The sequence below is a fragment of the Halobacillus sp. K22 genome (genome assembly GCF_052246795.1).
In the GTDB taxonomy this organism is placed as follows: Bacteria; Bacillota; Bacilli; order Bacillales; family Halobacillaceae; genus Halobacillus.
Window position 1 is genome coordinate 106,618 of record NZ_JBQQCN010000010.1, and the last position, 25,820, is coordinate 132,437.

Consider the following 25,820-nt stretch of genomic DNA (forward strand, 5'->3'; position numbering starts at 1 on the left):
TCCCGAAACCCAAGTAGATTGCGCTATTTTTGAATTATAGCACAAATTGTATATTTATTGAATAAAATTTCTGAAACTATTCTAGGCAACCAACCAATCAGGTGGAAGGGCTGAGGACCTCTGAACCAAACCACCTTATTTCTTAACACTCATGGCGGGACTTTCTACTTTTATTCTTCCCTGTATTTTTCAACGGTCGCCTGTATATAAATGAACACATGAAAACTACCTCTTCGGAAAAGAGGCAGTTTTTGTGATTCACTTTGGTCCTACAATCTGCAGCCTTTCTTCTCTGCTTTTCAAAGCTCTCCTTAATACCTTTCCACTGATCTGGATCTTGGGAGGCTTCATAATCACCTCTATTTGCATCGGTGCTGCATGAGAAGCCACTCCGATCGAATTTCCTTCAGCTACTTTTGAAAGCGCTGAGTATTATATCGGACTAGGTCTATGAAAGTCAGCCATTTATTTAATTGAATATTCAATAGACTGGTTTAATTGTTCGACTATATCCTGGGCTTCTTCAATTCCGATGGATAGACGAATAATGTAATCCGTAATGCCAACCTTCTCACGATCTTCTTCAGACAAAGCACGGTGAGAGGTTCGAACTGGATAGGAAACCGTAGTTTCAACCCCCGCAAGTGTTGGAGCGATCTTAATCCAGCCCAGAGATTTGAAGAATTGATCCAAATCAATGCTTGAGGCAAGCTCTATTGTAACAATCGCCCCATTTCCGCGCTCCGAAACAAATTCGGGATAATAGACCTTCTTCACTCCTTTATTATCTTTGAGAGCAGCTGCTACAGCATTCGCATTGTGGGACTGCTGCTTCATTCGAAGGCCTAAGGTCTTTGCTCCTCGTTGAGTCAGCCACGCTTCAAATGGACTTAAATTCGCCCCAAGCGTTACAACTTTCTGAGTCGCCTCATGGATCAAGTCTTTATCGCCTGCCAGTACTCCGCAGGTTACATCACTGTGGCCTCCGATATACTTCGTGGCACTATGGACTACAAGACTAATTCCAAGCGGATAAGGGCGCAACAAATAAGGTGTCGCAAACGTATTATCCACCATAGTTTTTATTCCATATTCCCGGGCTAACTCGACTAGACCTGTTAAATTTTCGACACGCAAAAATGGATTAGAGATAGACTCTGCATAAAGAAGCTTGGTCCGTTCATTAATAGCATTACGAATCTGACGTTGATCCGAGAACGATACCATACTTACATCAATTCCAAATGTCTGCAGTTCTTTTGTAAGAAGTTTGTGAGTGCCCCCATATAAATCTTCAGCTGCAACGATATGATCACCGGGTTTAGCAACCGCTAGAATACCTGCCAAAATAGCTGACATTCCTGAAGAAGTAGCGACTCCTGCTTCAGCTTCTTCAAGATTAGCAATAGAATCTCCCAGTTCATCGGTGTTCGGATTCCTTTCACGGCTGTATAAGTAAGGAGAATCTCCTTCGTAGTAACTTTCCAGATGGTCTAAATCTTTAAAGGTAAAAGCAGTTGTCTGGTAGATTGGTGTATTTTTACTATTTTGTACAAGGGTCTGATCGACTTTGTTGTGAACGATTTTCGTGTCAAAAGATGATTGTTTTTTCATAATGATGATCTCCTCCACTTTCACTGTTAATCAACGATTATATAGAGCAAGTGCACTTTTTGTCAAAGTTTTTTGACTTCTTCAAGAATAGCCTGGCGCACAAATTCATAGTAGGCAGGATCATGGGGGACAAAATCCTGAAAGTGGGTGAGGTACTTGTGATTATCCAAAACAGACCTTGCCTCCGTAGACTCTTGGGTCCCCATGAGTATTTGTTTAAATGCATTGATCTCTATCCTTACGAGATCTTCCACTTCTTTTCCGGGTGAAAGAGCTTTTTCATTCGGATAATAAGAAAGAAACACGCGACAGAACTCCCTGTCTTTAAAATGGTCAGTAAAAAGCTCTGCTTTATATGTACCTATACTTTTTAGATCTGCTTTTAATAAAGAAAGACCTAGCTCTTCGTATATTTCCCTTAGACCTGCCTGAATAATATTTTCCCCTGCTTCAATGTGGCCGGCGGCGGAAATGTCATATAGTCCGGGGAATTCTGCTTTATCCGCAGACCTTTTTTGAAAGAGCAAATAAAGTTTTCCGTCAGAACTCTTTTCATAAAACCAGCACTGAAATGTCTCATGCCAGTCTCCATCACGATGAACCTCGGTGCGTTCTTTTACATCTAATGGATTTCCTCTCTGGTCAAAAACTTGCAGCCACTCCGTCACTGGACCCCTCCTAACTCGTTCAATTTATGTTCGAAACGTTCTTTTTCTTCAAGAAAAGGATAGTGATTACTTTCTTTAAAGACCGTTAATCTAGAATGATGCAAATGATGATGCATTTCAATGGAAAATTCCACCGGGCACTGTACATCATATTTTCCTGCGACAATCCAGACAGGTACGTTTATTTTGTAAAGCTGCTGTGTGACATCAAAAATATGAAGTTCCCTTGCAAAAAAATCGATCCGTGTTCGCGCCATTTCTTTATGTATGTTTTTTGAAAAGTAAAGATCATACGCGCTATCACAAACTAATGACAGCTTCGTTCTCTCCGCCTGTAAACGACGCTTTTCCTGACTGGTTAACAGCGGAGACTTCAACTGCTCAATTAATTGCTGCATATATGAAAATTGCGGATGATGTTTATGGTAAATACACTTAGGAGAATCCATGTACATACGGGCAGCAGCATTGGCAATAACCAACTTCTTCAATGAATGAGGTGCAGCCAGTCCATAAACTAAACCGAGCATTCCACCAGTCGAATGACCAGCAAAGATCCAGGAATTAAGCTTCAATTCTTCCCTGATGGCTTCCAGGTCTAATACAGATTCCACCATACTTAATTGATAAGGTTCATGTGCTGCTTCAGACTTTCCTGCTTCTCTCAAATTCACCAAGAATACTCGATATAGACTGGTGAAGCAATCGGCAAAGTAATCCCCTGTAGAATTAAAAGCTGAATATAGATGGCTGACACAAAGAGGCGGGCCCTCTCCCTTACAGAAAACTTCGAACTTCCCTCTAGGTGTAACTAACATAATCTTCTTCCATGTTCCCATACCGCTCCCCCCTCTTTTCCTCTAAGTTTAGCAAAGCCCCCGTTATGATGGAAGAATACTCCACCTCAGGTCATCCATATTTTGTAATTTTGTTAACAATAACCATGTTTATCTTTTTGGGTATAGAGGAATTCTATTTTTGAAGGAGGCGATACGTATGACCAGTAAAAAACAGAGACGAGGAAAAGTGGAAAGTACAAACGAAGCAGCTGAAATCTTTAACAGCCGTCTAACGTACACAAAAGCTTTTGCTCACCACCAAGAGACCAATTCCGAAGATAAACCTTCCGAAGGCGACGCTATGTATCATCATTATACCGACGAAGATTAAAAGCCTGACTCCATTCCACTGGGGCCAGGCTTTACAATTTCCCCGCTTAATAAACAGTTTTACAAGAGCACCCTTCTTTCTGCATGTAATTCCCGTTTTCAGGATTAAAATAGTACACATGTGCTTCCCGTTCTTCACACTAGAGAATTTAAAAACTTTTTCTGCGTACTGACTTCTCCAATTCTTTTAACAGGTATGTTCCATTTTATTTGTTTTCTCTTCCTTCCACAGTTTTTCTTCAGTTTCCTTGTAAGTAGAGTCAAGAGCTGCACTTTCACTTCCTTTCTATATAATCCTTGCACTTCTGCTATAACTTCTCTAAATAACTTAACAGACCTATAGCGTAAAGCATGAAATTTGCAAACTGAATGTAAACTGGTTGAATGAGCCCGATCCCTAATACAATCTTTTCTTCCAATGTTATAACAATGATGAACCAAAAAAGCGTGTTCGATCATTATCCAATCCAAATTCACCTCGTTTTATGTCCGAAAATTCTGTTATTATTAGTATAATAGTTACAGGATTAAACGATGAGTGAATGACCATTAAATTACATAAGATGGCTAATAGGAATTAAATAATAGAAAGGGTTATACATATGTGGAAAAACAAAAACAAATGGAAGTGGCTGGGTATTATAGCCGTACTGCTGATTTTTGCAGTAGGAACGTACATGACTACTTCAGACAGTAAGGATCGTATTACATACAGCCAGAAGTCGAAACCACAGCGAAAAGCAAAGCCAGTAAATCAGGATGATCTGCCGACTAAATGGCAAGAAGTTGAAAGCTACCAGAACATAAATGATTTTTATAAAGAAAGAGTACCTGGCCTTGAGATTGCACAGGAAAGAGGATTAACCACTTTCCCCCAAGAATCTACAAAGCTGCCGGAACTTGATGGCCGCATGCAAATTAATGAAGTATGGCATAGCGGGCGCACCATTTATATCTTTTACAGCATAGATCTATCCGCATTAATTACGGAAGAAACCAATAACTATGTCAACAATGTTCCTTCCGTAGAAGAAGTGAAGCTGAAAAAGGAAAAAGGTGCCGATACACAATCACTTTCCTCTCATGCTCCGCCCATGCAGTATGGCGAGGGGGTTATTTTTGAAAATCGTTTGTATAGTATGGTCCAAACGATCCCCATCCCCGAAGAGGGGGAGCCAGACCGGATGATGCCTAACCCTGAAGAGTTTAACCAACAGTTGTTAACCTCGATGACCTTCAGAATTAATGGAAATATGTACGAATCAAAGTCCATGCCTGTTCAATATACATTTGACCCAGATAAGAACCTGTTAGCACAGTACACCTTTGATGAAAAGTATCAAAATGACGGACTGACTGTTGAACCTTTGGAACTTAATCTTGGAATTACGGAAAGTTTTCTTAAGGTAAGAGTCGATCATGAGCGAGAGCAATTCAATTCTTCCATGAACGTCATTTTAAAAACCGCAGATGGACAGCAAATCCCTATCACCCCATTCCTGCAAAAAGTGAAAGGTAAAGAGGCTATTTATGAAGGGTATTTCAGGCCGGTCTATTCTGAGCCGGACGATGTGTCACTTGAAGTGAAAAACGTGCACTTAACTAGCGGAGATTCCTTTTCTTTTAATGTAGATCTTTCTGAGATAAATCCAAAAGTAAGAGGGAACACAAGTGTGAATGAAAAGGCAGCAGAAATCTACAATACGGATGTTTATATTGAGCAATTAAACACTCATGGTGAGCACGGAATCGATGTACAACTAGGGTTTAGACCTCAAGATTTTGAACAACCTAAAAAATTAATTGGTATTTCACCCAGAGAAAGTGGAAGTCCTGCTTTTGAACGGCCTCAAAATGTGCATATCGAGAGTGATAACGGCAAGGAAGCAGATGTTGAGTATGGTGGATCAGAAGACAGCGCCTATATTAATGTGAAACATTCGCTTGTTCAGAAGGCTTCCAGTCTGGATATAACTTTGAAGAATGCAGTCTATACGAAGCAGATCAATCAGACGTTTGAAGCAAATAGAAAGTAAAAAAGCAGAGATCAACTCTCTGCTTTTTTTGATAATACCTTTCTTTCTAGAAACTCAATGATGTAGTGGTTAAAGATCGACCAGTGTGTCGCCGGAATTTGATGATAAGCCCTCTCAATATAAACCAGTGTCGTATCAGGGCAGTCAAAATAATATTTAACATGGTGATTAATCCAGAATTCCTTAGTTCCATACATAAGAAGAAGTGGCACTTCTAAGTTTGGAAGTCTTCGACTGCAATCGAAACGAAATCCCCTGTTGTAGAATTCATACCACGCATCCGGGTTGGATTTAGCCATATGTTCACTTAACTCCCGCTTAATAAGTGGATCTCTAAAGTGAGAATTACTTAATAACTTGGCAAGCGTCTCTGGACTTCTCCTCACCCATTCCATGCCTACTAAAAATTCAAATCGTAACCCGCCAGTGTCGACCTTTGGAAACCCACCTGCCAATACAATTGCGTGGACTCGGCTCGGAAAAGTTAAGGCAAATTCCTGCGCGATCATACCGCCGCACGAATAACCAACAAGTGTTACTTTATCAAGCCTCAAGTGGTCAATTAATTGATGAATTTCCCTGGCGTAAAATGTAATATCCGGAGCTTTAGTCACAAGTTCTGAATCTCCATTTCCACTTAAATCAGGAAGAATAATTCGGAAATGTTTAGCTAAAGCATGCTGCTGTCTAAATACTTTCCTTCCCATCCCTGGAGGATGAATAAATATAATTGCTTCTCCATTCCCTTTATCTTCATAAAACAATTGCTTTCCATGTTTTTCAGTAAAATAAGGCATTTATTATCCCTCGCTCATCCATCCTGGTATCTTAGCTTTTTCCGAATCACAAGGCTTTATACTCTAAAGTAAATATTTTACATATCAACACTTTAATAAAAATTCAACTGTGTCTATTTTATTAACAGATGGAGATACAATTGACACTTTGATTTATTCAATCGTAAACTGAGAAGGTACATCCTATTTTGGAAGGAGAAAAGCTTAATGAAGCACCTCATCTTACTTAGTATGACGCTTCTGTTCACAATCCTGCTTGCAGGGTGCGGCAGTGGTGAACTTGAAAATACACTTGGTTGGGAAACAGAAAATTTTAAAGCAACCACCCAGGATGAGGGTGATTTTGCTGTAGATGACATGGAAGGAAAGGTTTGGCTGGCGGACTTCATCTTTACTTCCTGTAATACGGTCTGTCCTCCTATGACCCGCAATATGGTACAGATTCAGGAGCAGCTTAAAGAGGAAGGCGTAGAAGCGGAAATCGTTTCATTCAGCGTTGATCCAACGGTGGACTCTCCTGACGAATTAAAGGAATTCGGTAAAAAGCATGGAGTTGACTTTAGCAACTGGACGTTTGTGACAGGTTACACGCAGGAAGAAATTGAGAATTTCGCTCAAGAAAGCTTTAAAGCTGCCGTCCAAAAAACAGAAGGCAATGATCAAGTAACCCATGGTACCTCCTTTTATCTCGTCGGAAAAGATGGTACCGTGCTTAAAAAATATAGAGGAGACACAGATGTCCCCTACGATCAAATCATTAAAGATATAAAAACAGCAGCAAACTAATAAAAAAGCGTTCCGAAAAGGAGCGTTTTTTGTATGGTAAACTATTCCACCTCAGGTCCTCCATTATATGGAGGACCTGAGGTGGAATGATTTTACATATTATTTGCAGTTAAGCTACGATAGATAAAGGATTTACGGTCCAGTTATCTAAGAAGTGAGGGGTGCAGTATGGTTAATTTTTATGCAGAAAAAATAGGAACTGGGAAAGATGCTATATTTTTACCTGCTGGAGGTATGCCTGGGATAGAGGGACTAAATATTGCTGAACAACTAAAGATCGATTTTCGGGTTCATATGCTGGACCTTCCAGGCATCGGAAGAAGTACAGGTATTTCTGAGAAGTGCACCTCAAAAGTGTTGGCTGATTGGCTGAAAGAATACTTAGATAAACAAGGGATCGAAAAAGCACTTCTAATTGGTCATTCACTTGGCGGTGGTTTTGCAATTTCATTTGCTTATTATTATCCTGAACGCGTTACTCAGTTGTTCCTACTCGATCAAGGACATAAGGATTTCCCTAGAATTCCATTCCACGAATTCGGGCCTTTTGCGCTGGCTTTTCCTATATTGAATTGGATGGTCCGTCTATGCAGACGTCCTGTATTAAAAATACTTCATCCGTTATTTTCAAGTCCTCCCTCAGAAAATGTCGAGAAAGACATTGACCGTTTTTGTGAAGCTGTAAATCTGCCGAAATCAAATTATATTGCCCAAACCTTCTATACACCTTGCGAGGTGACAATCGAGGGGTTGAATGTCATGTTTGGTTTCTACAATATACCTCTCGTGTCTATGGTTCAAAAACTGGCCGTTCCCACCACCCTTTTCTATGCTTCTTTTAAAGGGATAAACAAAGCAGAAGAAAACCGCACAATAAAAGCGGTTGATCATCTTCTAAAAAGAAGAAATTCTCAACTGACCATCAAACGTATAGATGGCGGGCACTATATCCACTGGAATAATAATTATGTTAAGAATTATATAGCCAAACAATCCATCCATTTCCATTAAAGAAACCTCAGGTCCTCCTAATATATGGAGGACCTGAGGTTCCAGATCATGTAAGTTATTTAAAATAGGGAGCTGATAAAGTTGCTCAAAGAGCGAAAGAAGTCTTTAACGGCTGATCGGAGGCTGTTCCAGAATCCATCATCATTAATTAAATCTTGAATATTTCCCGTTAAGTCATCCAATTGATTTTTCACCTGATCGAAATCAATATTCAGATCTCTCATTTGCTCAAATAGATCTACCAGCCTTTGGCGGTCTTCCGCACTAAGTTCAATGTTTAAAGCCTGGAGCTGTTCTTGAACAATCTGTTCGACTTCTTCCCGGGTAGCAGGGTTCTGCTCAGCAATTGCCTTTTTAATTTCAGTTAGCAATTCACTGATTTCCGCCTGATTTATTCCTTCTTCCTTGGCAATAGATGTAGCCACGTCCAGTTCTTCACTCGCTACCTGCATACGGCCTTCGTCCAGTTTAACGCCTTTGGCATCATAGGCTTTATAAATCCCCGTCAGTGCTGAATGGCCACTGACCTTCACAGAGGAAGCAACCATAACGTCAGCATCTTGAACACCTGCAGTCAATAGAGCGTTCGTGTACATCTCTTTAGTTACTTCTGTGATATTATCTTTAGTAACGATTTCTATATTTAACCCTTTTCCTGAATCCTTATGAATAATCTTAACAGAAGAGTACATGTTGGCATTTGGATTTCCACCAATGTAATTAGTTAAATCTTGACCATTAACTGTAAATTCATCAACTTGCTCATGCTGATTTACTTCCAAAAGCTCGGTCACTTCTGATTTTTGGGCATCGGATAAGGCTTCTCCATAAACTACAATCGGTAGGCCGAGTTTTTCATTAATCCCTTCATTCCCTGTAGATGCCAGACTCACCCCTGACATACCAAAACTTGAAATCAACAATATAACTAACGTCATCAACAGAGTAAATTTCTTTTTCATAAATTTCGTCCCCTTATGCTCATGGTAGATTCGCAGCTTGTTTAGCTTTATGCTGGACTCAGTAGTTATTATACATTACTTTAAATTTTTGACATGGATATATAGAATTATTTAATTAAGAAGCTGCACAGTTTAATACGAATTTTTTAGTACATAGGTTTCAAATCTATACATAAAGTGAATTTTTATTTGTATCAAAGGAAGTGAAAACATGACATTTATACGACAACTTGGGCTTTATATTTTTGCGGCTGCCTTCTTTTTTGCAGGAGTCACTCACTTTATCTATGATCATGGATTTGCCCAGATGATTCCTCAGTGGGTGCCTTACAAGCTGATTATTGTGTATGTAACAGGGATTACGGAGTGGCTGCTGGCTCTTCTTCTAATTTTCCCCCAGACGAGGAGAGCCGCCGGTTGGGCTACGGCTGCTTTTCTTGTGATTGTTCTGCCGGCAAATATTTATGCGGCAATCTATGGCATACCCGCACCTTGGAGCGAGGACACAAACGCGACAGCTTTATGGATCCGTCCACTATTCCAGCCTTTATTGATCTGGTGGGTGCTCGCCGTGTCTAAAGATTCGAATACCTGAAAAGGGTTTGATAGAATAAAAGAAGAGTATTGATAAAGGAGGTTGTTTATGCGATTAGAGAATAAAAAAGTAATTGCGCTTGTAAGCAAAGATTTTGAGGATCTCGAATTATGGTATCCTTTACTGCGCCTTCAGGAAGAGGGGGCTACGGTTCATCTTGTTGGAGAAGAAGCTGGTAAAGAATACCCTGGCAAATACGGGGTACCGGCAACTTCCGATTATGCTTTCGGTGATATTAATCCCGCTGATTATGATGGCATTTTAGTTCCAGGCGGTTGGTCACCGGATAAACTTCGCCGCTTCGATAAAGTCATCGAAATGGTACAGCATATGAACGAACAACGTAAGCCGATCGGCCAAATCTGCCATGCCGGCTGGGTGCTCATTTCTGCCGATATCCTGCAAGGTCGTAAAGTTACAAGTACTCCTGGTATTAAAGACGATATGAAAAACGCTGGAGCCATCTGGTATGATGAAGCGGTCGTAAAAGATGAACACCTCGTTTCCGCCCGTCGTCCGCCTGACCTGCCTCCTTACGCTAAAGCATTTGCTGACTTACTAGCAGAAAAATAAAAAAGAGGGTGTCCCTGCACTGGGCACCCTCTTTTCTTTATGGTACTTTAAATTTTAATGTTGTAGATAAGCTCCCTTTTCTGTAATACTCAGTTTCGAGATAATCGGGGCCCTTTACTATATTTGGAAGAGGCTGGTGGGGAAATAACTCGCTTTCCTATGGGGGAACGGTGAGCTTCCTCGCTCGTTTCACTCCCTGCGGGATCTCACCTAGTTCCTTCTCCCATGGGAGTCTCGCCATTTCCCACCAACCCAGCCATTTCTTGTGAACGGACCCTGCTATAGGAGATAGAAGCCATGCCACATCTGCTTCCAATGCTTATATAACAGGGTTTCTACAGCTAAACACACGTAAAGACCAGTGTGAATCATAGATGATCCTTGTTCATTGGAAGGCGTTTATGCAGACAATTTTGAGCTCTCAATGATCGCAAAGGGGCGGAAGGGAACGGCGAAGACTCCTGCGGGATGAACGTGATCGGTGAGATCCCGGAAGGCGAAGCCTGAGGAAGCTCACCACAAGGGATGTTCGACTAAGATCGCCACGTCCTGTGGCAACGTCGAACGACCCTGCGTCGTGCAGGGCCGCGGAAAGCGAGTCGTTCCCTGGAGCCCCTTTCTCTACAAAATATCTCGAAACTGAGTCTTCAACTATACGGCCCTATTCTTTAATAACCGCATATAAAAATCACAAATCTAACACAGGTTTTATTCTGTTAAAGCTTGTTGCGCGAGCATCTTCACGACTGCGTCATCCATGGGTGGGTTGTGCAAGCCTGCCCGGACGTCACGGTAATATTTTTCAAAAGTATATTGCTTGGACAAGCCTCGTCCTCCAGCAATCCTCATTGCTAAATCTACCACCTCTGTCGCTGTATTAGTAACGGCTAATTTAACCGCAGCTAATTCGGCACCCATGTGCTTACGATGCCCAGGCTCTTCATCCCACTTTCTTGCAACAGTGTATAAAAATGAGTGAGCCTGCAGCAGCTTCCACTCCATTTCACCAATCTTATCTTGAATATGGCCCACTTCTGCGATTGGCGTGTCCAAGCTGTTCGGTTGGAAGTTTTGAGCGAATTCAATGGCATCATTCCGTGCGGCTGTAGCAATCCCTAAATAACAAGCTGGGATGTGCAGCAGCCAGCCTTTAGGTGCAGGTTTTCCTTTTGATTTTCTCTCTACCAAATCATTTAAATTAACTTCTACTTTATCCAATACTAAATCGTCACTTTCTGTCCCTCTCATACCAAGGGTATCCCACGTTTTATCCACCGTTAGTCCGGGCTGATGCCGATCAATGAGAAACCAGCCGACCTCATCTAAATCCTCGACATAAGCAGAAACAATATAATAATCTAAATGCTCCGCCATAGATGTAAATGTTTTACGACCCGTGATGATGTAACGATCTCCATTCCTGACTGCTTTGGTTTCCGGGACCCCGCCACGTGTCGGACTACCTGTTGCCGGCTCCGTAGCTGCCCGGTTAACGACCTTCTGTTCTTCAGCTACCTCTTTAGCCAGCCGATCAAAATCGTCTTTGCTCCAAAGTTTGTCTTCCATTAACTCTTTCATAATTCCTAAATGCCACCCGATGGATAAAGCCACTGATCCATCACCTTCGGCTATTTTTTCTTGAAGCAGTATAAACTCATACAAGGAGAGGTCTTCTCCTCCATAAGCGGACGATAAGGTAAGCGACGGGTATTTTTCCTGCTTTATTACTTTCAGGGTACGAGGGGAAAAAACCGCTTCAGGATCCGTTTTGCTTACCTGCGTCTTTGCTTCTTTAGCAATCCGTTCAGCTTTTTCAAACAATCGTTGTTGCCGGTCATTTTTTATCCAATTATCAAAAATATCAACCATATCCATCCACTCCCAATTTTATATATACTTAAATCTTACAAAATCAGTCGGAATTAAGCCAATACGCGGCTTAAAGAGAGGCCATCTATTACTTTTTTATTATATATAGGATGTGAAGAACAAAATCTGTGTATTTCAGTTAAAAAATCCGGCATCTTGAAGATGCCGGACATTCTGTTATCTATTGATCTCGCACCGCGTGCAGGGCCTGTTTAACAGAGGCATAAGACTTAAGTGATAACTCACTGAAGTCTGCATATGGTGCACTCTGAATCGCAAAGCTGGGTTTAATCCCTGTGATAATCAGCGTGGTGCCCATCAAGTCCAGCAGCTGATTCATCTGATAAATCCCCATATGTACAGCTTCATTATAGGCATGCACGGCTGACATATCTATAATCAAGTAATCTTCCTTGGATTCCTTCACATGATGACTGACAGAATCGAGCATTTCGTGCAGACGCTCTTCATCAAAGGTCCCCACTAGCGGCAGTACAGAAATCCCGTCTTCCAGTGGAACAATAGGTGTAGACAGACGTTTGACTTCGGATAGATAATGCCCAATCAGTTCTTGCTGCTCGCGCCGCTGGCTGACATCCCGTTGAACCCCGACAAAAAAATTCTGGTCCATTTGTTGAATATAAACAGGAAAGATCTGCAGTTCATTCCAGAACATCGTACCGTCTTTCTTATAATTCTTAAGCTCTACCAGAACATTTTCATAATTAGAGAGTCCATTACGAATCTTATCTACCATTTGAGGGCTTGTATCTTCTCCTTGCAAAAACCGGCAGTTCTTCCCAAGAATTTCTGATGCTGCATAACCAGTTAAATCCTCAAAACCCTTATTACAATAAATCATTGGATTATCTTCCTGCTCTGGGTCAGAGATAACCACACCTGCCCCCACTCGATCAATAGCGGCCTTAATGAATTCATTTTGCTGAATTTCTTCTAATTTATCGAATGCATCTTCGTTCATATTACGCGATCCCCTTTGATAGTGGAATGAATACTATTATCATAAAATGAATCATAGAAAATTTCCAATCATACCTTAAGTAGACCATTCAAGCACAGTAAGCCCGGGCCAGCGAGCTTTCCATTTAGCCGCTTTATTCTTATAAACTTCCTTAGGAATTAAAATTTTATTGGGTCGCACAATTCCCTTAAATAGATCCTCTAATCCAAAAGGAGCGTAAACCCTGTATTCGCCCTCCACTCGCTTCACTCCGATCGCCGAAGCGGTCGTCGGCCATGTGTCAATCGCTTCCTCTGCTGATTGATAAGGGGCTATCTTTTTATTAAACTTCTGCTCATACCAGTGGTGAACGAGAGCTTCATTGGTCACATCAATTGTAAAAGGAAAATGTGGCAGAGCTTTTCGTATTTTCGCTTCCGTTTTCGTTTCCTGCTCCCTCGAAGGTTTTTCGATTGAATTAAAATAAATAATATCTGCGTCACCTATTCCATACGTTAGTTCAAAACCATGGACTTTATTCCAAACCGTCTGCGTAATAACACCAGCCCCAATATAATAGTCTTCCAAGTATTGGTCGGTTACATCAAACAGCTCCTGGATATATGGATGTTCCTGAATGATTTCTAATAGCTCATTCTCAAAATTAATCATTTTCTTCCCTTTCTTCATCAAACCATATTGTATTCTCAAGTTCATAAATAAACGCATCCACTTGTAATAACTGACGAAGCCCTTCCTGATAACACGCCCACGTTTTCCTGCTCAGAGGCTGCTTATCAACCTCAAGAGGAATGGAATAAAAATCTTCAAGGTCCCTGCTTGCACTCTTAGGCAGCACAGCCATTCCTAAACCACGCTTCATCAATTGTTTTGCTGTTTCGAACTGATCGACTTTAATCGACCTTTTAAAAGCATGATGTGGCTGAACCGCCATCCAATCCTCCATAACTTTTTGAAAGCCGGGATCACTTTTAAATTCGATTAGAGGTCGCGCCCTGCTTTTATTTAAAGGTTTAGTATCTATTAAATACAAAGGGTCATCAAATAGATGATGGCTTACCATGGTTCGAATTGGTTCACCGCGTACAACGTAAACGTGAAACGGGGTAGAAGAATCTCTTATTTCATCACTCACTCCTGTTACAAGATCAATCGTAACGCTTGGGTATTTTTTTGTATAAGCTTCTAAGACTCCGGGTAAAAAATGTTGACTGAACAAAGAAGACGCACCTATGGACAGCGTGCCAGCTACCTCCCCTACAGCTTGCTGAAGAAGTCGGTCATGAAAATCGTATTCTCTGGTTATGACTTCCTCAGCGTGTTTCAGAATACTTTCTCCAAGAGCAGTGGGAACTAATTGTTTAGGGGTTCTTAAGAAAATAGCTCCTCCAAAATGACTCTCTATATATTTTAACCGTTGAGTAATAGCCGGCTGAGATATAAGGATTTTCTTAGCTGTGCCACGTATCGTCTTTATTCGATGTAAATGAAGCAGTAATTCATAATCTTCCATTTTCATCTTTGCTCACCCCATAAGCTAAAGTTATCGATTTGAATAAAAAAACAGTATTATTCTTATCTACATAAATAGGATATGATCAAATTAATTCGCAACGGAAGGAGACTCCTAATGAATCATTTGAACACGCGCCGTCTATTAATTACTTATTTCCTATATGAATGCGGTCGAGCTATGTATTTTGTGTTAATCACATGGTTTCTATATCAATGGACAGAAGATGCGGTTTACACTGGGATTTTTGTAAGTTTTGGGTTTTTGCCAGGATTGTTTTCTAACTTAATCTTCGGGGTAGTTGTCGATCGTTCGAATCGAAAAAAACTAGCTTCTCTTGCCGGGGGCGGGAGTATTTTTTGTTTACTTCTTTTATGGGGTGCATTCTTGCTCGGCTGGATCAACCCTTGGGTGATGATTCTCACGCATATGATCTTACAAACAATGGGTTCCTTGTTCCGCCCTTCTCTGCAAGCACTTGTGGCTGAAGTATTTGAAAAAAGTAATTTGCCGAGAATCTTTTCATTATCTGGCTCAGCTACTATATCAGGAAGCCTGATTGGTGCTGCTTTAGGGGGAATTCTATCCGGGTTATTGCCTGTTTCAATTTCCCTGCTCATCGTCATTGGATTATACACCGGGGCTTTCTCTACTGTATTATTCATTGCTTACGAACCTTCGCCACAGAGAAAACCTGCCCAAACTACCCCTTTCTTCCAAGAATTAAAAGAAGGTTTTGTATATTTAAAAAGCAATAATATGCTGCACGGTCTTTTCGTGATGATGATGCTTGGTCAACTGACCTTTCACACGATTCTTGGTTTTTTATCTGTTTATACGAGCGCTTATTTAAATCAAACTTCGGTAGTCTATGGATTTCTTGATGCCGCTTTTTCAATTGGAGGAATTACTGCCGGTATAGTGGGTACATGGTGGTGGCTGAAGTGGAAAAATCACCTGGCCGTCTGCTCCCTTGGCGTCATGATGGTTGGGCTTCTGCTGTTAGGGGTAACAAAAAATTTAATAGCCGTAGTGTTAGGTGTGATTTTGGCAGGTCTCGGTACGTCTTTCGTCCGTGCACTCTTGCAGTCTGTTCAGCAAATGGCTACCGACCCGAATTTTCACGGTCGTATGGCTAGTTTCCGTATGCTGTGCAACCAGGCATCTGTTGTGGTCACGGGGCCGATCTTTGGATATATTGCCGCCGCACACGGAGTTCAGTATATATTCTTAATATTAAGTATGACAATCATGTCAGGAATGGTATGGGCCATCTTCCAATCAAAAGATCCTCAGTTTGCTTCCATAACGAGGGAGAAACCAGCATGACGATAAGGTATGTTTCCACTATGAGAAACATACCTTATTTTCTTCGTTTTGCGTAAGTATTTAACAAAGGTCTTCTGATGCCTTTATCTCGTCTCTTCCTTCGGGGTTTTATAAACCTTCTCCACTTCTACTCCCAGCGTCTTTAAATAATCGACAACCTGGTCTAATCTCTTCATGATTTCACCTCAGTATGATGCAGAATTTTATGTGACTACCTTCATGTATCTACTACACTTCTGTACGTTTTAGAATCCCTGAATGTTTCAAATTTTAATTATAAATCACGATACCCTTTATGGTGATTAATTATTCAACTTTTTGCACATTTGATCATTTTTTATGCTGATTCCCTTAACCTGCTTTTCCTGATAGCGGATTTGTTTGAAACCTCTACTTTTTAAAAAGGCTCTGTTAAAGTTTATTGTTGATTATTCATAAGAGGTTTATTACACAATAGAGCCGGATACTTGATGACTCGAATTCGAGATACCTTGGATCCGTTACGATATAAGGAAGGGGCTGGTGGGGAGATAACTCGCTTTCCTATGGGGGAACGGTGAGCTTCCTCGCTCGTTTCACTCCCTGCGGTATCTCACCTAGTTCCTTCTCCCATGGGAGTCTCGCTATTTCCCCTCCAACCCAGCCAGGGCAGAATAACGGACCATTCCAGAAGAGAGAAAACCTCTCCTTCTAAATAAGTCCTAAATGCTTCTATGGCAATCATTTTCATGTCGTTCTAGCATGAAAATATAACCCTCATCTCATGCTTTTTTTCTCACCAAGCAAACAGTGTGTTAGGTGGTGTCAAGATTCTGTTTCGGTATGGTCCGAAGGGGGACGATATAGACTCCTGCGGGATGAACATGATCGGTGAGACCCCGGAAGTCGAAGACTGAGGAGGCTCAGCACATGCCCGCGGAAAGCGAAATCGTCCCCCGCAGGGCCTTCCGCTCAACAAATATCTCGAAATCAAGTCTTAAAGAAACGGGAGCTTTTCCTTTAGATCAACACAGAAGTTTAACAGAGCCTTTAAAAAAGAAACAGCCTCAAACTTGCCTCTGTTTCTATGTAGTTCATTTAGCTGGATAAAGCGGACTTTTCAATTTCAAGAAGCAGCCCGCCACCGACTCCTTTGTGCTAATAATCATGGTGAACATAGAACAAGTTCAACACACCGTGCTTACCTAGATTAGCTACTCCTGCCGTCCAGGGAAATAACTTATTATCCCCAATCTTCGTCCCCTCTGGTCAGTTGCTGTTATCTCCCGCTTAGATGATAAAGATCTTTTACTTTTTTCACAAACAACTCCACGTTTTTGGAAATCTCTTCTTCATTGGTCGGCATAACCAGAGAAAAGTACCGGCTTGTGGTTTTTATATAAGGAAGCTTCATAATTAGCGACTCCGCTGCTGTGTGTTCTACTACGGTTTTTGATATCAAAGACAGCCCAAGACCCTCTTTTACGCCCTGAACAACACCGTGGTTACTTCCAATTGTAATCAATTTTTCCGGTCTAATATTATACGATTCAAGCATTGAGTCCATTACTGCTCTTGTGCCTGAACCTCCTTCTCTAGTAATCCAGGTTTGATCCTGCAGCTGCTGGAAGGTAATAGTATCCTCTTCGCGAATTGGGTGATCTCCAGGTACAATAACGACCATCTCATCCTCCAGAAAAGGCTCAGATTTAAGCCCCTGATGATTCACCTGTCCCTCCACCAGTCCAACATCCAATTCATGGAGCTGGATCGACCGGTTAATGTGTTCCGTATTAGCGATTTTTACCTCTAAATCTATCGCTGGATAATCATGGTCAAATTCTTTTAAGACAGATGGCAGAATATATTCGCCTACCGTATAGCTCGCTCCGATGTGGAGCTTTCCCCTTAATTGCTTGTGAAATTCAAGCACTTCCGCCTTTGTTTTATCAATAAGTCCAAGGATTTGCCGGGAACGTTGATATACAAGTTCACCTGTCTGAGTCACGATAAACCGTTTAGGAGAACGATCAATAAGCTCCGCTTCGAAATAGCTTTCAAGGTTTTTAATATGAAAGCTTACTGTAGGCTGAGAAAGATTCAACATTTTTGAAGCTTTCGTGAAGCTTTGTTGATCCACTGCTGCTACAAACGTCTTCATCGCTTCAAAATCCATTCAATCACCCTATCATTAATAATATTAATCATTTATATTATAAAGTTTTATTTTACTAATGCTATGACCAGAAGTATAGTGTATGAGGTGAAAATTTTTCGAAAAGAAGGTTGAAAAATGAAGCATTACTTAGGTTCGATCTCATTTCGACCCCTCCTCTTGGGAATGGGATTTACCGCAATAATTGCGGGAGCAGGTTTTCTACTTGCATCCTTTCCCTTAGTTCGTCAAATTGGACCCCTCGCAGCCGCTATTCTTTTGGCAGTACTCTACCGACACTTTCTCGGTTACCCAGAACAAATACGCTCAGGAGTTCAATTCTCAGCGAAAAAATTACTACGGCTGGCGATTATATTATTTGGATTGAAGTTAAATATATCCGTTATTTTAAGCGAAGGCCTCCCCTTGTTAATACGTGACAGCGTTGTAATCGGTTTTTCTATAGGAATCATGATTCTTCTGGCACGATTAACGAAAGCTGACACTTCTTTATCCTTGCTGCTTGGAATAGGCACTGGTGTCTGCGGCGCTTCTGCCATCGCAGCGGTATCACCTATTCTAAAGGCGAAGGAAGAAGATACGGCGATCAGCGCAGGGGTAATATCAATTATTGGTACATTATTTGCCATTGGGTATACGGTGCTTCGTCCATTACTTCCATTAGATATGGAATCCTATGGAATGTGGACTGGGTTAAGCCTCCACGAAATTGCTCATGTAGCACTCGCTGGTGCGCCCGCTGGAGATACTGGACTAGGGATGGCATTACTCGCTAAGCTTGGACGCGTCTTTCTGCTCGTTCCTCTCAGTCTGCTCCTTGTCTGGATCATGAACAAAAAAGGGAATAAAGAAGCGGAATCATCTGTTGCTTTCCCATGGTTCCTGGTAGGATTTATCGCTATGAGTCTGTTTGGAAGTTATATAGAAGGAAATTGGTTCACTATACCTCCAGTCATAATGGACGGGATATCTATAGGAACGACTTTTATATTAACAATGGCGATGGTTGGTCTTGGGCTTAGCGTCAGTTTAGAAGATGTAAGGACTAAGGCTTTAAAGCCGATGCTCCTTATGATTATTACATCGCTTTTGTTATCTTTACTCACTTATTGGATGATTTAAGAAGCACGAACAAAAAAAGTGTCCTATCTTTTAAGGACACTTTTTTTGCAACTTCTCTAAACCTGCTTTCATTGAAAAGCTACTCACGCTAAGTAGCCTCTTTCCTAACCCTCCTATTTTTCATGACGCGGAGTAAAAACCCATTTTTATAATTGCTACATTCTCTGCTAAAATAAAAAAAGAGTCAAAGTCATAAATACAAGGAGTATCAAACGTTGAATCTCTTTAAAATTTCACCAGCCAAGGAACATGTAGCGAACAGCATTCTCCGTCTTCAATCCCTTTCTTACCAAGTAGAAGCTGCTGTTGTAGGCTTCCCGGATCCTCCTACTTTCGAAGATAATATATCTTCTATCATGGAATCAGGGGAAACGTTTATAGGAGCCTATATAGAAGCGGATCTGGTTGGAGCCATTTCTTATAAAATAGAAGAAAGTTATGTAGATATTTATCGGCTTATGGTGCACCCTGAACACTTTCGTAAAGGGATTGGTCAAAGTCTCCTTCGAAGTGTAATCGGTATTTACCCCTCTAAGCCTAGTTATGTATATACAGGTAGTAATAACATTCCCGCCCTCAATCTTTATACCAGCCACGGTTTTCACCCTACACATGAAAAAGAAGTAACCCCCGGTATGTTTCTTACCCGCTTGGAAAGACCCACCTCCGAAGTAAATTAACTGCGAACTGCCATTTTTTCATTATTCAGGGATGCTTGTCTGCCCCGTGCATATAGTGTATTAAAGTACACGAGGCAGAAAGGAAGCGGGACATGTCCTTCCCTAATACCCGTTTAGCTGCATCCCTTTATGCTACAATGTCTATTACTTTCTGGGGAGTTTCTTTTGTTTCTACTAAAGCTGTATTAGAGGTGCTTGACCCTTTTACACTTCTCGTCGTGAGATTTGGAATCGGCAGTACCTTTCTATTCTGTTTCATCCATCTTCTGAAAGAAAAAATAAGGGTACCGTTAAAATACATCCCTCATATGTTATCCCTGGGTATCCTCGGGGTGTTCGTTCATCAGGTCATCCAGGCTTCCGCCCTCCTGACCATACAGGCTTCAGCGGCCGGCTGGCTCATTTCTTTTTCTCCCATTTTTACAGTTCTTTTATCTATTGTGTTCTTAAAGGAACATCTCACTCGAGTCAGAGCTGCCGGAATCATTATAGCAGTCTCTGGAGTTTTACTAATGACCACGATTGGAAGCGGTCAATCATTCAGTTTCGCTCTAAGTATTGGATACTTTCTAATGATCCTGAGCACTTTCAACTGGGCGGTTTATTCGGTTCTGCTCAAGAAACTTTCTATTCCATTACCCTCCATAGTTATTACTTTTTATATGAGTATGTGCGGTTTTTTGCTGACGCTGCCCTTTTTTATAAGAAACCAAGGCTGGGGTCAACTTGTTACTCTTCAAGGTTACTATTGGGGCCACTTACTCTTTCTCGGGGTATTTGTCTCGGCTTTAGCTTATTGGTACTGGGCCAAAGCATTAGAAATCATGGAAGCATCTCAAGTCTCTGTTTTTTTGTATTTAGAACCTCTGGCCACTTTAATCGCTGCCGTTCTATTGTTAAAGGAGAACTTTTCCTGGCTATCTATTACCGGGGGCTGGCTCATTATTTTTGGTGTGCTGCTTGTTCAAGGAAGGCTTCGCGTGCTGTTTCACAGAAGCTGAGATTAAAAGAGAAGAGAGGGCAATGTATGAATATAAAAGATCGTGCCAGAAAAATTTTAGGCAGTATGCACGACTATTCTGTTGAAGAGTTAAAAGAAGCATTAATAAAACTTGATGTTCAAAAAAGCGAGGCAGAAGCATGGCTCGAGGCCCCAGGTCTAAGACCTTATTACCGAAAGCTCTTATACGCGGATGAGCGAGTTGAGCTTTTGGCAATGAACTGGGCTGACATTGAATGTGCGCCTCATGACCACGGAGCTTCTACAGGCTGGATCCAAGTGCTGAGTGGTGCAACGCGACATACGGTATTCCAAGTAGAAAAAGGACATTTGCCAGAAGCTCTTTTTACAGAAATCAAAAAAGAAGGTGTTCTGTTGTATGCCCCCCAACATGGGGTGCATAAAATGGGGCGGGAGGGAATAAACCCTCTGATCACCCTTCATCTTTATTCCCCTCCGATCAGAGGAATGAAAGTATATGATTTAAAGAAATGTGCAGCCTGTATCGTTTCAAGTGACTGCGGAGCTTGGTGGCCGGAAGAAACGCGCCAAAAGATCAAGGAGATTAACCTTAAAAACTTTACTTAATCTCAGCCATAGTCCTCCCGGTTTTAGTGATCAATACCTTCGTTCGGGGAGTTTATATTTATTCCCGTCTTCAACGAAACGGTTGTATCTCAGCTGAAGCCAATAGAAGATGTGAGATACAAACACTTTCAGAATGGCGTAGCCTGGAATAGCTACAAGAATACCGACTACCCCAAATAAATGACCTGCCGTTAAAAGGACAAATATAATAGTGACCGGGTGAATATGAAGACTTTTCCCCATAATCTGAGGAGAAATAAATTTACCCTCTAACAGCTGGACGACGGTCCATACGAAGGCAAGCTTCAGTACCATAAATGGTGACGTCACAATAGCAATGATCAAGGCTGGCGTAATCGCAATTACCGGCCCTAAATAGGGAACGACACTTGTTACACTGGCAATGGCCGCAAGCAGAAGGGCATAATCTAAACCAATAATTACAAAGCCGATATACATCATGATACCGATACAGAAACTGACTATAATCTGCCCTTGAATATAGGCACTTAGCTGATGATCAATTCCTTTAAACACACTATTCACTTCAGGACGGACCTTCGGAGGGAAAAAGCTTAACATTTTAGCCGGTAGCTTATGACCGTCCTTCAATAAATAGAACAAGATGAATGGCAATGTTACTAAAGCAACGAGCACTGTGGTAAGCGTCGTGATAAAATTCGTAATGCCCTCCACGGTCTGAACCGCATAGGAGGAGATATTTTCAGGGAGCTGATCAAGCAGCCCGTCTATATCCTGAAAGAGGTTGCTGTAATAGCTTCCTAAAAAGGAATCACGCAACCATTGATCAAGGGAAATTACCAGAGCATTTAAGTATTCAGGCAATTCTTCCGCGAGGCTTAGAAACTGTTTCTCCAGAAAAGGGATAATCAAAACAACCAGTAACGTAATTAACCCAATAACTAATAATAGAGTAATTAAAATAGCCCATATACGCTTGATCCTCAATGATTCCATTAAATTAATAATGGGCCGCAATAAATAATAGACGACAATGGATAATATCAGTGGTAAAGCTACCGTTTTTATAAACACGATGATAGGTTCAAAGATGAAGTCCACACTAGAATAGACTAAGATATTAAGACCGATGATTAATATAATACCTAATATGTACAATAACTTACGGCCTCCAAAAAAACGGATAACCGGTGTTGAGTCCCAACGATTCATGTGCATATCCCCTTCATACGTGGTGGCAATTTAATGGGTCTGATCTTTTTTCCAGTTTATCATAGAATAGTAAAAAAACGCGCCTATGAAGATAGGCACGTTTCTAATATTTCCCTTTTCGTTTTCGCATAAACTTACGAATAACTGGATAGACGATCGGACCAAATTTAATAATTCGTTTAATTAAGCGTCCCATTCGGAGAAAACCTCCTCCTGTGTTTGTATAGTAAATAAATTCCCGGTTAAACCTGCAAACAAACGCTTGTCTTCAAAATGTAATATTAAGGATTATCTCATAACGCCTCCACCTGAAATTTTTAACGATTCACCAACGATATTCTCGCAGGCATCCGTTAACAAATATACAATCGAACGAGCTACCTCTTCTGGAGTACTTATCCTTCCGGAAGGCAGTGCCTCCTCAGAAATTTGCCTCTGCTTTTCGTAACTACGCCCTTCTCGCTTGCCGATGTTGGCTATCGCCTGCCTTCCCATTGACGTATCGACAAACCCTGGACAAATGGCATTCACTCTCACGTTATGTTCAATAGCTTCTATAGCCAGGGATTGAGTAAATCCAATAACAGCGAATTTAGAGGAACTATAAGCAATATTGCTATGAGTTCCGCGGAGACCTGATAAAGAAGATAGATTAACAATTGATCCCCGTCGTTGTTCTTTCATATCTTTATAGACTTCCTGAGTAAGCAGAACAGTAGAGAAATAATTTAATTCCATAGGCTTACGCAGCTGCTCCTCTGTAAGGTCTTCAAGCGGTGCTCCTCCTCCAACGCCGGCTGAATTAACAAGACCCGTAACCGGACCTATGGTCTCCTTAGCATTCTGGACTAACTGCTTCCGGTCTTCCTCATTATTTATGTCAGCTGGTCCAACAAAAACCTCTACCTCTGAATTAAGTTGATTACATTCTTCCTTCAACGCTTGCAGTTTCTCTTGGTTTCTTCCAGTAATTGTTATATGTGCCCCGGTTCGTACAGCTTCTTTAGCTGCTTCATAACCAATTCCGCCCGTGGCTCCAGTAATCAGAATATGTTCCCCACTTAAAGCATCCTTTGAAAAAACTGTCATAATTTCACTTCCTCCTTTATTATCAAATAACCTTCCCTTTCCCTGATTAAACCCTTCCCGTTATTTCGAGTAACCCTCCTTATATTATTTAAAAATAATAAAACACCAATATCCCAGTCTTTTTTCCATAAAAAAGTCAGCGTTTACGTGACATAAAATGCCTCTTAAACGCTGACCCACCACGGAACTCCTTTTTTTGTAAGATCCGATAGGTTTATTCTTTTGTAGTTTCTTCTCATAGCTAACGTCACCACTGTTTTAGTTATTTCTTCTTGTTCTGCTTACGGAAAGAAAATAACGCCTTTCCAGAGCGCGTGCGCTTCATACCTTTTGTCTGAACATCTGTCTTAGCTTCAGGACTGTTTTTGTAATCTTGTTCAAACATCTCACGGGCTTTTGAATATAGCAGAGTCATAGTGGTGTACCTCCTTTTCTATCTAGGGTTATAAATACAATTCCCAAGGAGGGTTAGACTCAAACTTAAAACTCTTAAGAAAAACTATTCTTAAAACATTTTTTCTATTTTCTTTTCTAAAATCATCAACCATCCTTTTTTCCCCAATAACCGTTCTCCTTGTTCGTAAAATCCATTCTTCTTATATACACTTTGAGCAGCATGATTATTCACATTAACGGCCAGGACAATATATTCGATTTCTGGAAAATGCTCTCGAATATATCCTGGTAGTTTTTCTAGAGACTCATTGGCATACCCTTTTCCTTGATGGGAATAATCAATCATATAGGCAATAAGAAGAAGAGCGTTTTTATGAGGTGTGTATTCGGACACAACCGGGCCACTCTGGAGGACAAACATTCCTATTGGTATATCCCCTATAAGAATGGTCACGGGGTTTCTTGTAGGATCGCCTGAAGCACACTCCACTGAATGAACAGGCATTTCTGTGTAGTGCGTCTGCTCTTTCGGCAAGGATAAGTGAGAAAGTCCCTGATAATGGTATGATGTATATGGCTGCAATTGTACTGAATCCATAGCTGCATTCCCTCCTATTCGCTATATACCCACTTTCTGCCAATATTGAGCAAAAAATTAGAAACCCTTTGTTCCTATTCTTATAATAGAGGTGGAGCACAATACGAGGAGGACGTTGTTATGTTAAAAGTAGCTGCTCTCGTGGGCAGTATTCGAAAAGATTCCTATAATATGAAGTTAACTACCTTTATAAAAGATCGATATAAGGATCATATGGATTTAAGGATTGTTCCTATCCGGGAATTAGCCCATTATGATCAAGATATTGAACACGAAGCTCCTGCATCTGTGCAAAATTTTAAGGCTCAATTATCAGATACAGATGCTTTTTTAATCGTAACTCCAGAGTTTAACCATTCAATTCCTGGCGTACTGAAAAATGCTTTAGACTGGCTTTCTCGTGGAGAAAAGGAGATGAAAGGTAAACCTACTTTCATCGCGGGTGCCACGATGGGAATCCTCGGCACAGTAAGGGCCCAGATGCACCTGCGTCAAATTCTAAATTCTCCAGGAATGTCTGCAAATGTACTACCAGGTAATGAAATCCTTGTTGGACAGATTCAACATAAGGTTGATGACAAAGGACAGATTAAAGATCAGGGGACAATTGATTTTATTGATGGAGTGGTAGACGAATTTCTGAAATTTGCAGACAAGCAATATAACAGTATTACTGTTCCATAATTAATGGTTCCTGTTTTTCAACAGGAATCTTTTTTTATGTTTAAAAAGTATACTGAACGGTAATTTTATTTATAAATTCGATTTCATTATTTAATGTGCATAATTTTATATTGCCTCAAAACGGTGCCAACAACAATAAAAAACCCTGCAGAGTTCCATTCTGCAAGGCAAACAATAAAATATTTTTTTAATCTTACTCATATACGGTTACTTCTACGTCTTTACGGCCGAAGTCTAATGCATCATCCTGGTTAGGAATAAATACGTCAATGCGATCATTCTGAATAGCGCCGCCAATATCTCCGGCTACGGCTTTTCCGTATCCTTCAACATACACTTCAGAACCTAGTGGAATAACGTCCGGATCAACAGCGATAACCTTGCGATCTGGATTCGCTCTTAGATCAATG

General features: G+C 41.0%; 27 protein-coding genes. 12 read left to right on the top strand and 15 right to left on the bottom strand.

Annotated elements, in window-relative coordinates; translation table 11 throughout:
- Nucleotides 1–465: 465 nt before the first annotated feature.
- The 3 genes from ACTWPM_RS09565 to ACTWPM_RS09575 all read right to left on the bottom strand — a co-directional run bounded on the left by ACTWPM_RS09565 (nt 466) and on the right by ACTWPM_RS09575 (nt 3,121).
- Complete coding sequence (locus ACTWPM_RS09565; protein ID WP_443132815.1) at nt 466–1,614, bottom strand: trans-sulfuration enzyme family protein; 1,149 nt, start codon at nt 1,612–1,614, stop codon at nt 466–468.
- A gap of 62 nt (nt 1,615–1,676) precedes the next feature.
- On the bottom strand, nt 1,677–2,282 hold the full coding sequence (locus tag ACTWPM_RS09570; protein ID WP_443132816.1) for an NUDIX hydrolase: 606 nt from the start codon (nt 2,280–2,282) through the stop codon (nt 1,677–1,679).
- Nucleotides 2,279–3,121 (bottom strand): alpha/beta fold hydrolase, encoded by an 843-nt coding sequence (locus ACTWPM_RS09575; protein WP_443132817.1) that lies wholly within the window; start codon nt 3,119–3,121, stop codon nt 2,279–2,281. Before ACTWPM_RS09575 ends, ACTWPM_RS09570 begins: the two co-directional genes overlap by 4 nt.
- Nucleotides 3,122–3,278: 157 nt before the next feature.
- Here ACTWPM_RS09575 and ACTWPM_RS09580 point away from each other — a divergent pair, with 157 nt between their 5' ends.
- Complete coding sequence (locus tag ACTWPM_RS09580) at nt 3,279–3,452, top strand: hypothetical protein (protein ID WP_443132818.1); 174 nt, start codon at nt 3,279–3,281, stop codon at nt 3,450–3,452.
- Between the two features lie 601 nt (nt 3,453–4,053).
- Nucleotides 4,054–5,487, top strand: coding sequence for a hypothetical protein (locus ACTWPM_RS09585; RefSeq protein ID WP_443132819.1), 1,434 nt, complete (start codon nt 4,054–4,056; stop codon nt 5,485–5,487).
- An 11-nt stretch (nt 5,488–5,498) separates the two neighbouring features.
- Here ACTWPM_RS09585 and ACTWPM_RS09590 read toward each other — a convergent pair whose 3' ends face one another.
- The gene (locus ACTWPM_RS09590; RefSeq protein ID WP_443132820.1) at nt 5,499–6,284 is read right to left on the bottom strand and encodes an alpha/beta fold hydrolase; all 786 of its coding nucleotides are present in this window, start codon (nt 6,282–6,284) and stop codon (nt 5,499–5,501) included.
- A 207-nt stretch (nt 6,285–6,491) separates the two neighbouring features.
- On the opposite strand from ACTWPM_RS09590, the gene ACTWPM_RS09595 reads away from it, so the two are divergent.
- Nucleotides 6,492–7,070 carry an SCO family protein gene (locus tag ACTWPM_RS09595; protein ID WP_443132821.1) on the top strand — a complete coding sequence of 193 codons (579 nt, stop codon included), beginning with the start codon at nt 6,492–6,494 and terminating at the stop codon, nt 7,068–7,070.
- A 168-nt stretch (nt 7,071–7,238) separates the two neighbouring features.
- Nucleotides 7,239–8,081, top strand: a complete 843-nt coding sequence (locus tag ACTWPM_RS09600) for an alpha/beta fold hydrolase (protein ID WP_443132822.1) — start codon at nt 7,239–7,241, stop codon at nt 8,079–8,081.
- A 59-nt stretch (nt 8,082–8,140) separates the two neighbouring features.
- Here ACTWPM_RS09600 and ACTWPM_RS09605 read toward each other — a convergent pair whose 3' ends face one another.
- Entirely contained in the window at nt 8,141–9,043 is a 903-nt protein-coding gene (locus ACTWPM_RS09605) for a DUF1002 domain-containing protein (protein ID WP_443132823.1), read from the bottom strand.
- 211 nt (nt 9,044–9,254) lie between these two features.
- Between ACTWPM_RS09605 and ACTWPM_RS09610 the strand changes: the two genes are divergently transcribed.
- Together ACTWPM_RS09610 and ACTWPM_RS09615 are read left to right on the top strand one after the other, a co-directional pair.
- A complete protein-coding gene (locus ACTWPM_RS09610) occupies nt 9,255–9,638 on the top strand; it encodes a DoxX family protein (protein WP_443132824.1) in 384 nt (127 codons plus the stop codon).
- A 48-nt stretch (nt 9,639–9,686) separates the two neighbouring features.
- Nucleotides 9,687–10,211, top strand: coding sequence for a type 1 glutamine amidotransferase domain-containing protein (locus tag ACTWPM_RS09615; RefSeq protein WP_443132825.1), 525 nt, complete (start codon nt 9,687–9,689; stop codon nt 10,209–10,211).
- A 708-nt stretch (nt 10,212–10,919) separates the two neighbouring features.
- Here the strand turns inward: ACTWPM_RS09615 and ACTWPM_RS09620 are convergent.
- The 4 genes from ACTWPM_RS09620 to ACTWPM_RS09635 all read right to left on the bottom strand — a co-directional run bounded on the left by ACTWPM_RS09620 (nt 10,920) and on the right by ACTWPM_RS09635 (nt 14,581).
- Nucleotides 10,920–12,080 (bottom strand): acyl-CoA dehydrogenase family protein, encoded by a 1,161-nt coding sequence (locus ACTWPM_RS09620; protein ID WP_443132826.1) that lies wholly within the window; start codon nt 12,078–12,080, stop codon nt 10,920–10,922.
- A 181-nt stretch (nt 12,081–12,261) separates the two neighbouring features.
- Nucleotides 12,262–13,062: a PAS domain-containing protein gene (locus tag ACTWPM_RS09625; RefSeq protein ID WP_443132827.1), complete on the bottom strand. Its 801-nt coding sequence runs from the start codon at nt 13,060–13,062 to the stop codon at nt 12,262–12,264.
- 75 nt (nt 13,063–13,137) lie between these two features.
- Nucleotides 13,138–13,758, bottom strand: a complete 621-nt coding sequence (locus ACTWPM_RS09630) for a nucleotidyltransferase family protein (protein ID WP_443132828.1) — start codon at nt 13,756–13,758, stop codon at nt 13,138–13,140.
- Nucleotides 13,706–14,581 carry a LysR family transcriptional regulator gene (locus tag ACTWPM_RS09635; protein WP_443132829.1) on the bottom strand — a complete coding sequence of 292 codons (876 nt, stop codon included), beginning with the start codon at nt 14,579–14,581 and terminating at the stop codon, nt 13,706–13,708. The genes ACTWPM_RS09630 and ACTWPM_RS09635 overlap by 53 nt, the downstream gene beginning before the upstream one ends.
- Before the next feature lie 111 nt (nt 14,582–14,692).
- Between ACTWPM_RS09635 and ACTWPM_RS09640 the strand changes: the two genes are divergently transcribed.
- Nucleotides 14,693–15,904: an MFS transporter gene (locus ACTWPM_RS09640; protein WP_443132830.1), complete on the top strand. Its 1,212-nt coding sequence runs from the start codon at nt 14,693–14,695 to the stop codon at nt 15,902–15,904.
- Nucleotides 15,905–17,162: 1,258 nt separating this feature from the next.
- On the opposite strand, the gene ACTWPM_RS09645 is transcribed toward ACTWPM_RS09640, so the two are convergent.
- The gene (locus tag ACTWPM_RS09645) at nt 17,163–18,059 is read right to left on the bottom strand and encodes a LysR substrate-binding domain-containing protein (protein WP_443132831.1); all 897 of its coding nucleotides are present in this window, start codon (nt 18,057–18,059) and stop codon (nt 17,163–17,165) included.
- Nucleotides 18,060–18,176: 117 nt separating this feature from the next.
- Here ACTWPM_RS09645 and ACTWPM_RS09650 point away from each other — a divergent pair, with 117 nt between their 5' ends.
- The 4 genes from ACTWPM_RS09650 (at nt 18,177) to ACTWPM_RS09665 (ending at nt 21,449) form a co-directional block, all read left to right on the top strand.
- A complete protein-coding gene (locus tag ACTWPM_RS09650) occupies nt 18,177–19,181 on the top strand; it encodes a YeiH family protein (RefSeq protein ID WP_443132832.1) in 1,005 nt (334 codons plus the stop codon).
- A gap of 215 nt (nt 19,182–19,396) precedes the next feature.
- A complete protein-coding gene (locus ACTWPM_RS09655; RefSeq protein ID WP_443132833.1) occupies nt 19,397–19,861 on the top strand; it encodes a GNAT family N-acetyltransferase in 465 nt (154 codons plus the stop codon).
- 92 nt (nt 19,862–19,953) lie between these two features.
- Complete coding sequence (locus ACTWPM_RS09660; RefSeq protein ID WP_443132834.1) at nt 19,954–20,862, top strand: DMT family transporter; 909 nt, start codon at nt 19,954–19,956, stop codon at nt 20,860–20,862.
- Between the two features lie 26 nt (nt 20,863–20,888).
- Nucleotides 20,889–21,449, top strand: coding sequence for a cysteine dioxygenase (locus ACTWPM_RS09665; protein WP_443132835.1), 561 nt, complete (start codon nt 20,889–20,891; stop codon nt 21,447–21,449).
- A gap of 30 nt (nt 21,450–21,479) precedes the next feature.
- Here the strand turns inward: ACTWPM_RS09665 and ACTWPM_RS09670 are convergent, their stop codons facing one another.
- From ACTWPM_RS09670 to ACTWPM_RS09685, 4 genes are all read right to left on the bottom strand, one after another.
- On the bottom strand, nt 21,480–22,643 hold the full coding sequence (locus ACTWPM_RS09670; protein WP_443132836.1) for an AI-2E family transporter: 1,164 nt from the start codon (nt 22,641–22,643) through the stop codon (nt 21,480–21,482).
- Nucleotides 22,644–22,931: 288 nt separating this feature from the next.
- Nucleotides 22,932–23,732 (bottom strand): SDR family NAD(P)-dependent oxidoreductase, encoded by an 801-nt coding sequence (locus ACTWPM_RS09675; protein ID WP_443132837.1) that lies wholly within the window; start codon nt 23,730–23,732, stop codon nt 22,932–22,934.
- Nucleotides 23,733–23,994: 262 nt separating this feature from the next.
- Nucleotides 23,995–24,147: a hypothetical protein gene (locus ACTWPM_RS09680; RefSeq protein WP_443132838.1), complete on the bottom strand. Its 153-nt coding sequence runs from the start codon at nt 24,145–24,147 to the stop codon at nt 23,995–23,997.
- 90 nt (nt 24,148–24,237) lie between these two features.
- Nucleotides 24,238–24,726 carry a GNAT family N-acetyltransferase gene (locus ACTWPM_RS09685; RefSeq protein ID WP_443132839.1) on the bottom strand — a complete coding sequence of 163 codons (489 nt, stop codon included), beginning with the start codon at nt 24,724–24,726 and terminating at the stop codon, nt 24,238–24,240.
- 120 nt (nt 24,727–24,846) lie between these two features.
- Here ACTWPM_RS09685 and ACTWPM_RS09690 point away from each other — a divergent pair, with 120 nt between their 5' ends.
- Nucleotides 24,847–25,410 (top strand): NADPH-dependent FMN reductase, encoded by a 564-nt coding sequence (locus tag ACTWPM_RS09690; RefSeq protein ID WP_443132840.1) that lies wholly within the window; start codon nt 24,847–24,849, stop codon nt 25,408–25,410.
- 193 nt (nt 25,411–25,603) lie between these two features.
- Here ACTWPM_RS09690 and ACTWPM_RS09695 read toward each other — a convergent pair.
- Nucleotides 25,604–25,820: 3D domain-containing protein (locus ACTWPM_RS09695; protein WP_443132841.1), on the bottom strand; the 217-nt coding region annotated here is incomplete at its 5' end.

What these genes read in the sequence shown, in the direction of transcription:
- ACTWPM_RS09670 (WP_443132836.1), bottom strand. Translation starts at nt 22,643, where the DNA reads ATGAATCGTTGGGACTCAACACCGGTTATCCGTTTTTTTGGAGGCCGT.
- ACTWPM_RS09630 (WP_443132828.1), bottom strand. Translation starts at nt 13,758, where the DNA reads ATGAACTTGAGAATACAATATGGTTTGATGAAGAAAGGGAAGAAAATG.
- ACTWPM_RS09680 (WP_443132838.1), bottom strand. Translation starts at nt 24,147, where the DNA reads ATGACTCTGCTATATTCAAAAGCCCGTGAGATGTTTGAACAAGATTAC.
- ACTWPM_RS09605 (WP_443132823.1), bottom strand. Translation starts at nt 9,043, where the DNA reads ATGAAAAAGAAATTTACTCTGTTGATGACGTTAGTTATATTGTTGATT.
- ACTWPM_RS09690 (WP_443132840.1), top strand. Translation starts at nt 24,847, where the DNA reads ATGTTAAAAGTAGCTGCTCTCGTGGGCAGTATTCGAAAAGATTCCTAT.
- ACTWPM_RS09650 (WP_443132832.1), top strand. Translation starts at nt 18,177, where the DNA reads ATGAAGCATTACTTAGGTTCGATCTCATTTCGACCCCTCCTCTTGGGA.
- ACTWPM_RS09660 (WP_443132834.1), top strand. Translation starts at nt 19,954, where the DNA reads ATGTCCTTCCCTAATACCCGTTTAGCTGCATCCCTTTATGCTACAATG.
- ACTWPM_RS09590 (WP_443132820.1), bottom strand. Translation starts at nt 6,284, where the DNA reads ATGCCTTATTTTACTGAAAAACATGGAAAGCAATTGTTTTATGAAGAT.
- ACTWPM_RS09685 (WP_443132839.1), bottom strand. Translation starts at nt 24,726, where the DNA reads ATGGATTCAGTACAATTGCAGCCATATACATCATACCATTATCAGGGA.
- ACTWPM_RS09595 (WP_443132821.1), top strand. Translation starts at nt 6,492, where the DNA reads ATGAAGCACCTCATCTTACTTAGTATGACGCTTCTGTTCACAATCCTG.
- ACTWPM_RS09640 (WP_443132830.1), top strand. Translation starts at nt 14,693, where the DNA reads ATGAATCATTTGAACACGCGCCGTCTATTAATTACTTATTTCCTATAT.
- ACTWPM_RS09575 (WP_443132817.1), bottom strand. Translation starts at nt 3,121, where the DNA reads ATGGGAACATGGAAGAAGATTATGTTAGTTACACCTAGAGGGAAGTTC.
- ACTWPM_RS09600 (WP_443132822.1), top strand. Translation starts at nt 7,239, where the DNA reads ATGGTTAATTTTTATGCAGAAAAAATAGGAACTGGGAAAGATGCTATA.
- ACTWPM_RS09665 (WP_443132835.1), top strand. Translation starts at nt 20,889, where the DNA reads ATGAATATAAAAGATCGTGCCAGAAAAATTTTAGGCAGTATGCACGAC.
- ACTWPM_RS09585 (WP_443132819.1), top strand. Translation starts at nt 4,054, where the DNA reads ATGTGGAAAAACAAAAACAAATGGAAGTGGCTGGGTATTATAGCCGTA.
- ACTWPM_RS09565 (WP_443132815.1), bottom strand. Translation starts at nt 1,614, where the DNA reads ATGAAAAAACAATCATCTTTTGACACGAAAATCGTTCACAACAAAGTC.
- ACTWPM_RS09675 (WP_443132837.1), bottom strand. Translation starts at nt 23,732, where the DNA reads ATGACAGTTTTTTCAAAGGATGCTTTAAGTGGGGAACATATTCTGATT.
- ACTWPM_RS09625 (WP_443132827.1), bottom strand. Translation starts at nt 13,062, where the DNA reads ATGAACGAAGATGCATTCGATAAATTAGAAGAAATTCAGCAAAATGAA.
- ACTWPM_RS09635 (WP_443132829.1), bottom strand. Translation starts at nt 14,581, where the DNA reads ATGAAAATGGAAGATTATGAATTACTGCTTCATTTACATCGAATAAAG.
- ACTWPM_RS09645 (WP_443132831.1), bottom strand. Translation starts at nt 18,059, where the DNA reads ATGGATTTTGAAGCGATGAAGACGTTTGTAGCAGCAGTGGATCAACAA.
- ACTWPM_RS09610 (WP_443132824.1), top strand. Translation starts at nt 9,255, where the DNA reads ATGACATTTATACGACAACTTGGGCTTTATATTTTTGCGGCTGCCTTC.
- ACTWPM_RS09615 (WP_443132825.1), top strand. Translation starts at nt 9,687, where the DNA reads ATGCGATTAGAGAATAAAAAAGTAATTGCGCTTGTAAGCAAAGATTTT.
- ACTWPM_RS09580 (WP_443132818.1), top strand. Translation starts at nt 3,279, where the DNA reads ATGACCAGTAAAAAACAGAGACGAGGAAAAGTGGAAAGTACAAACGAA.
- ACTWPM_RS09620 (WP_443132826.1), bottom strand. Translation starts at nt 12,080, where the DNA reads ATGGTTGATATTTTTGATAATTGGATAAAAAATGACCGGCAACAACGA.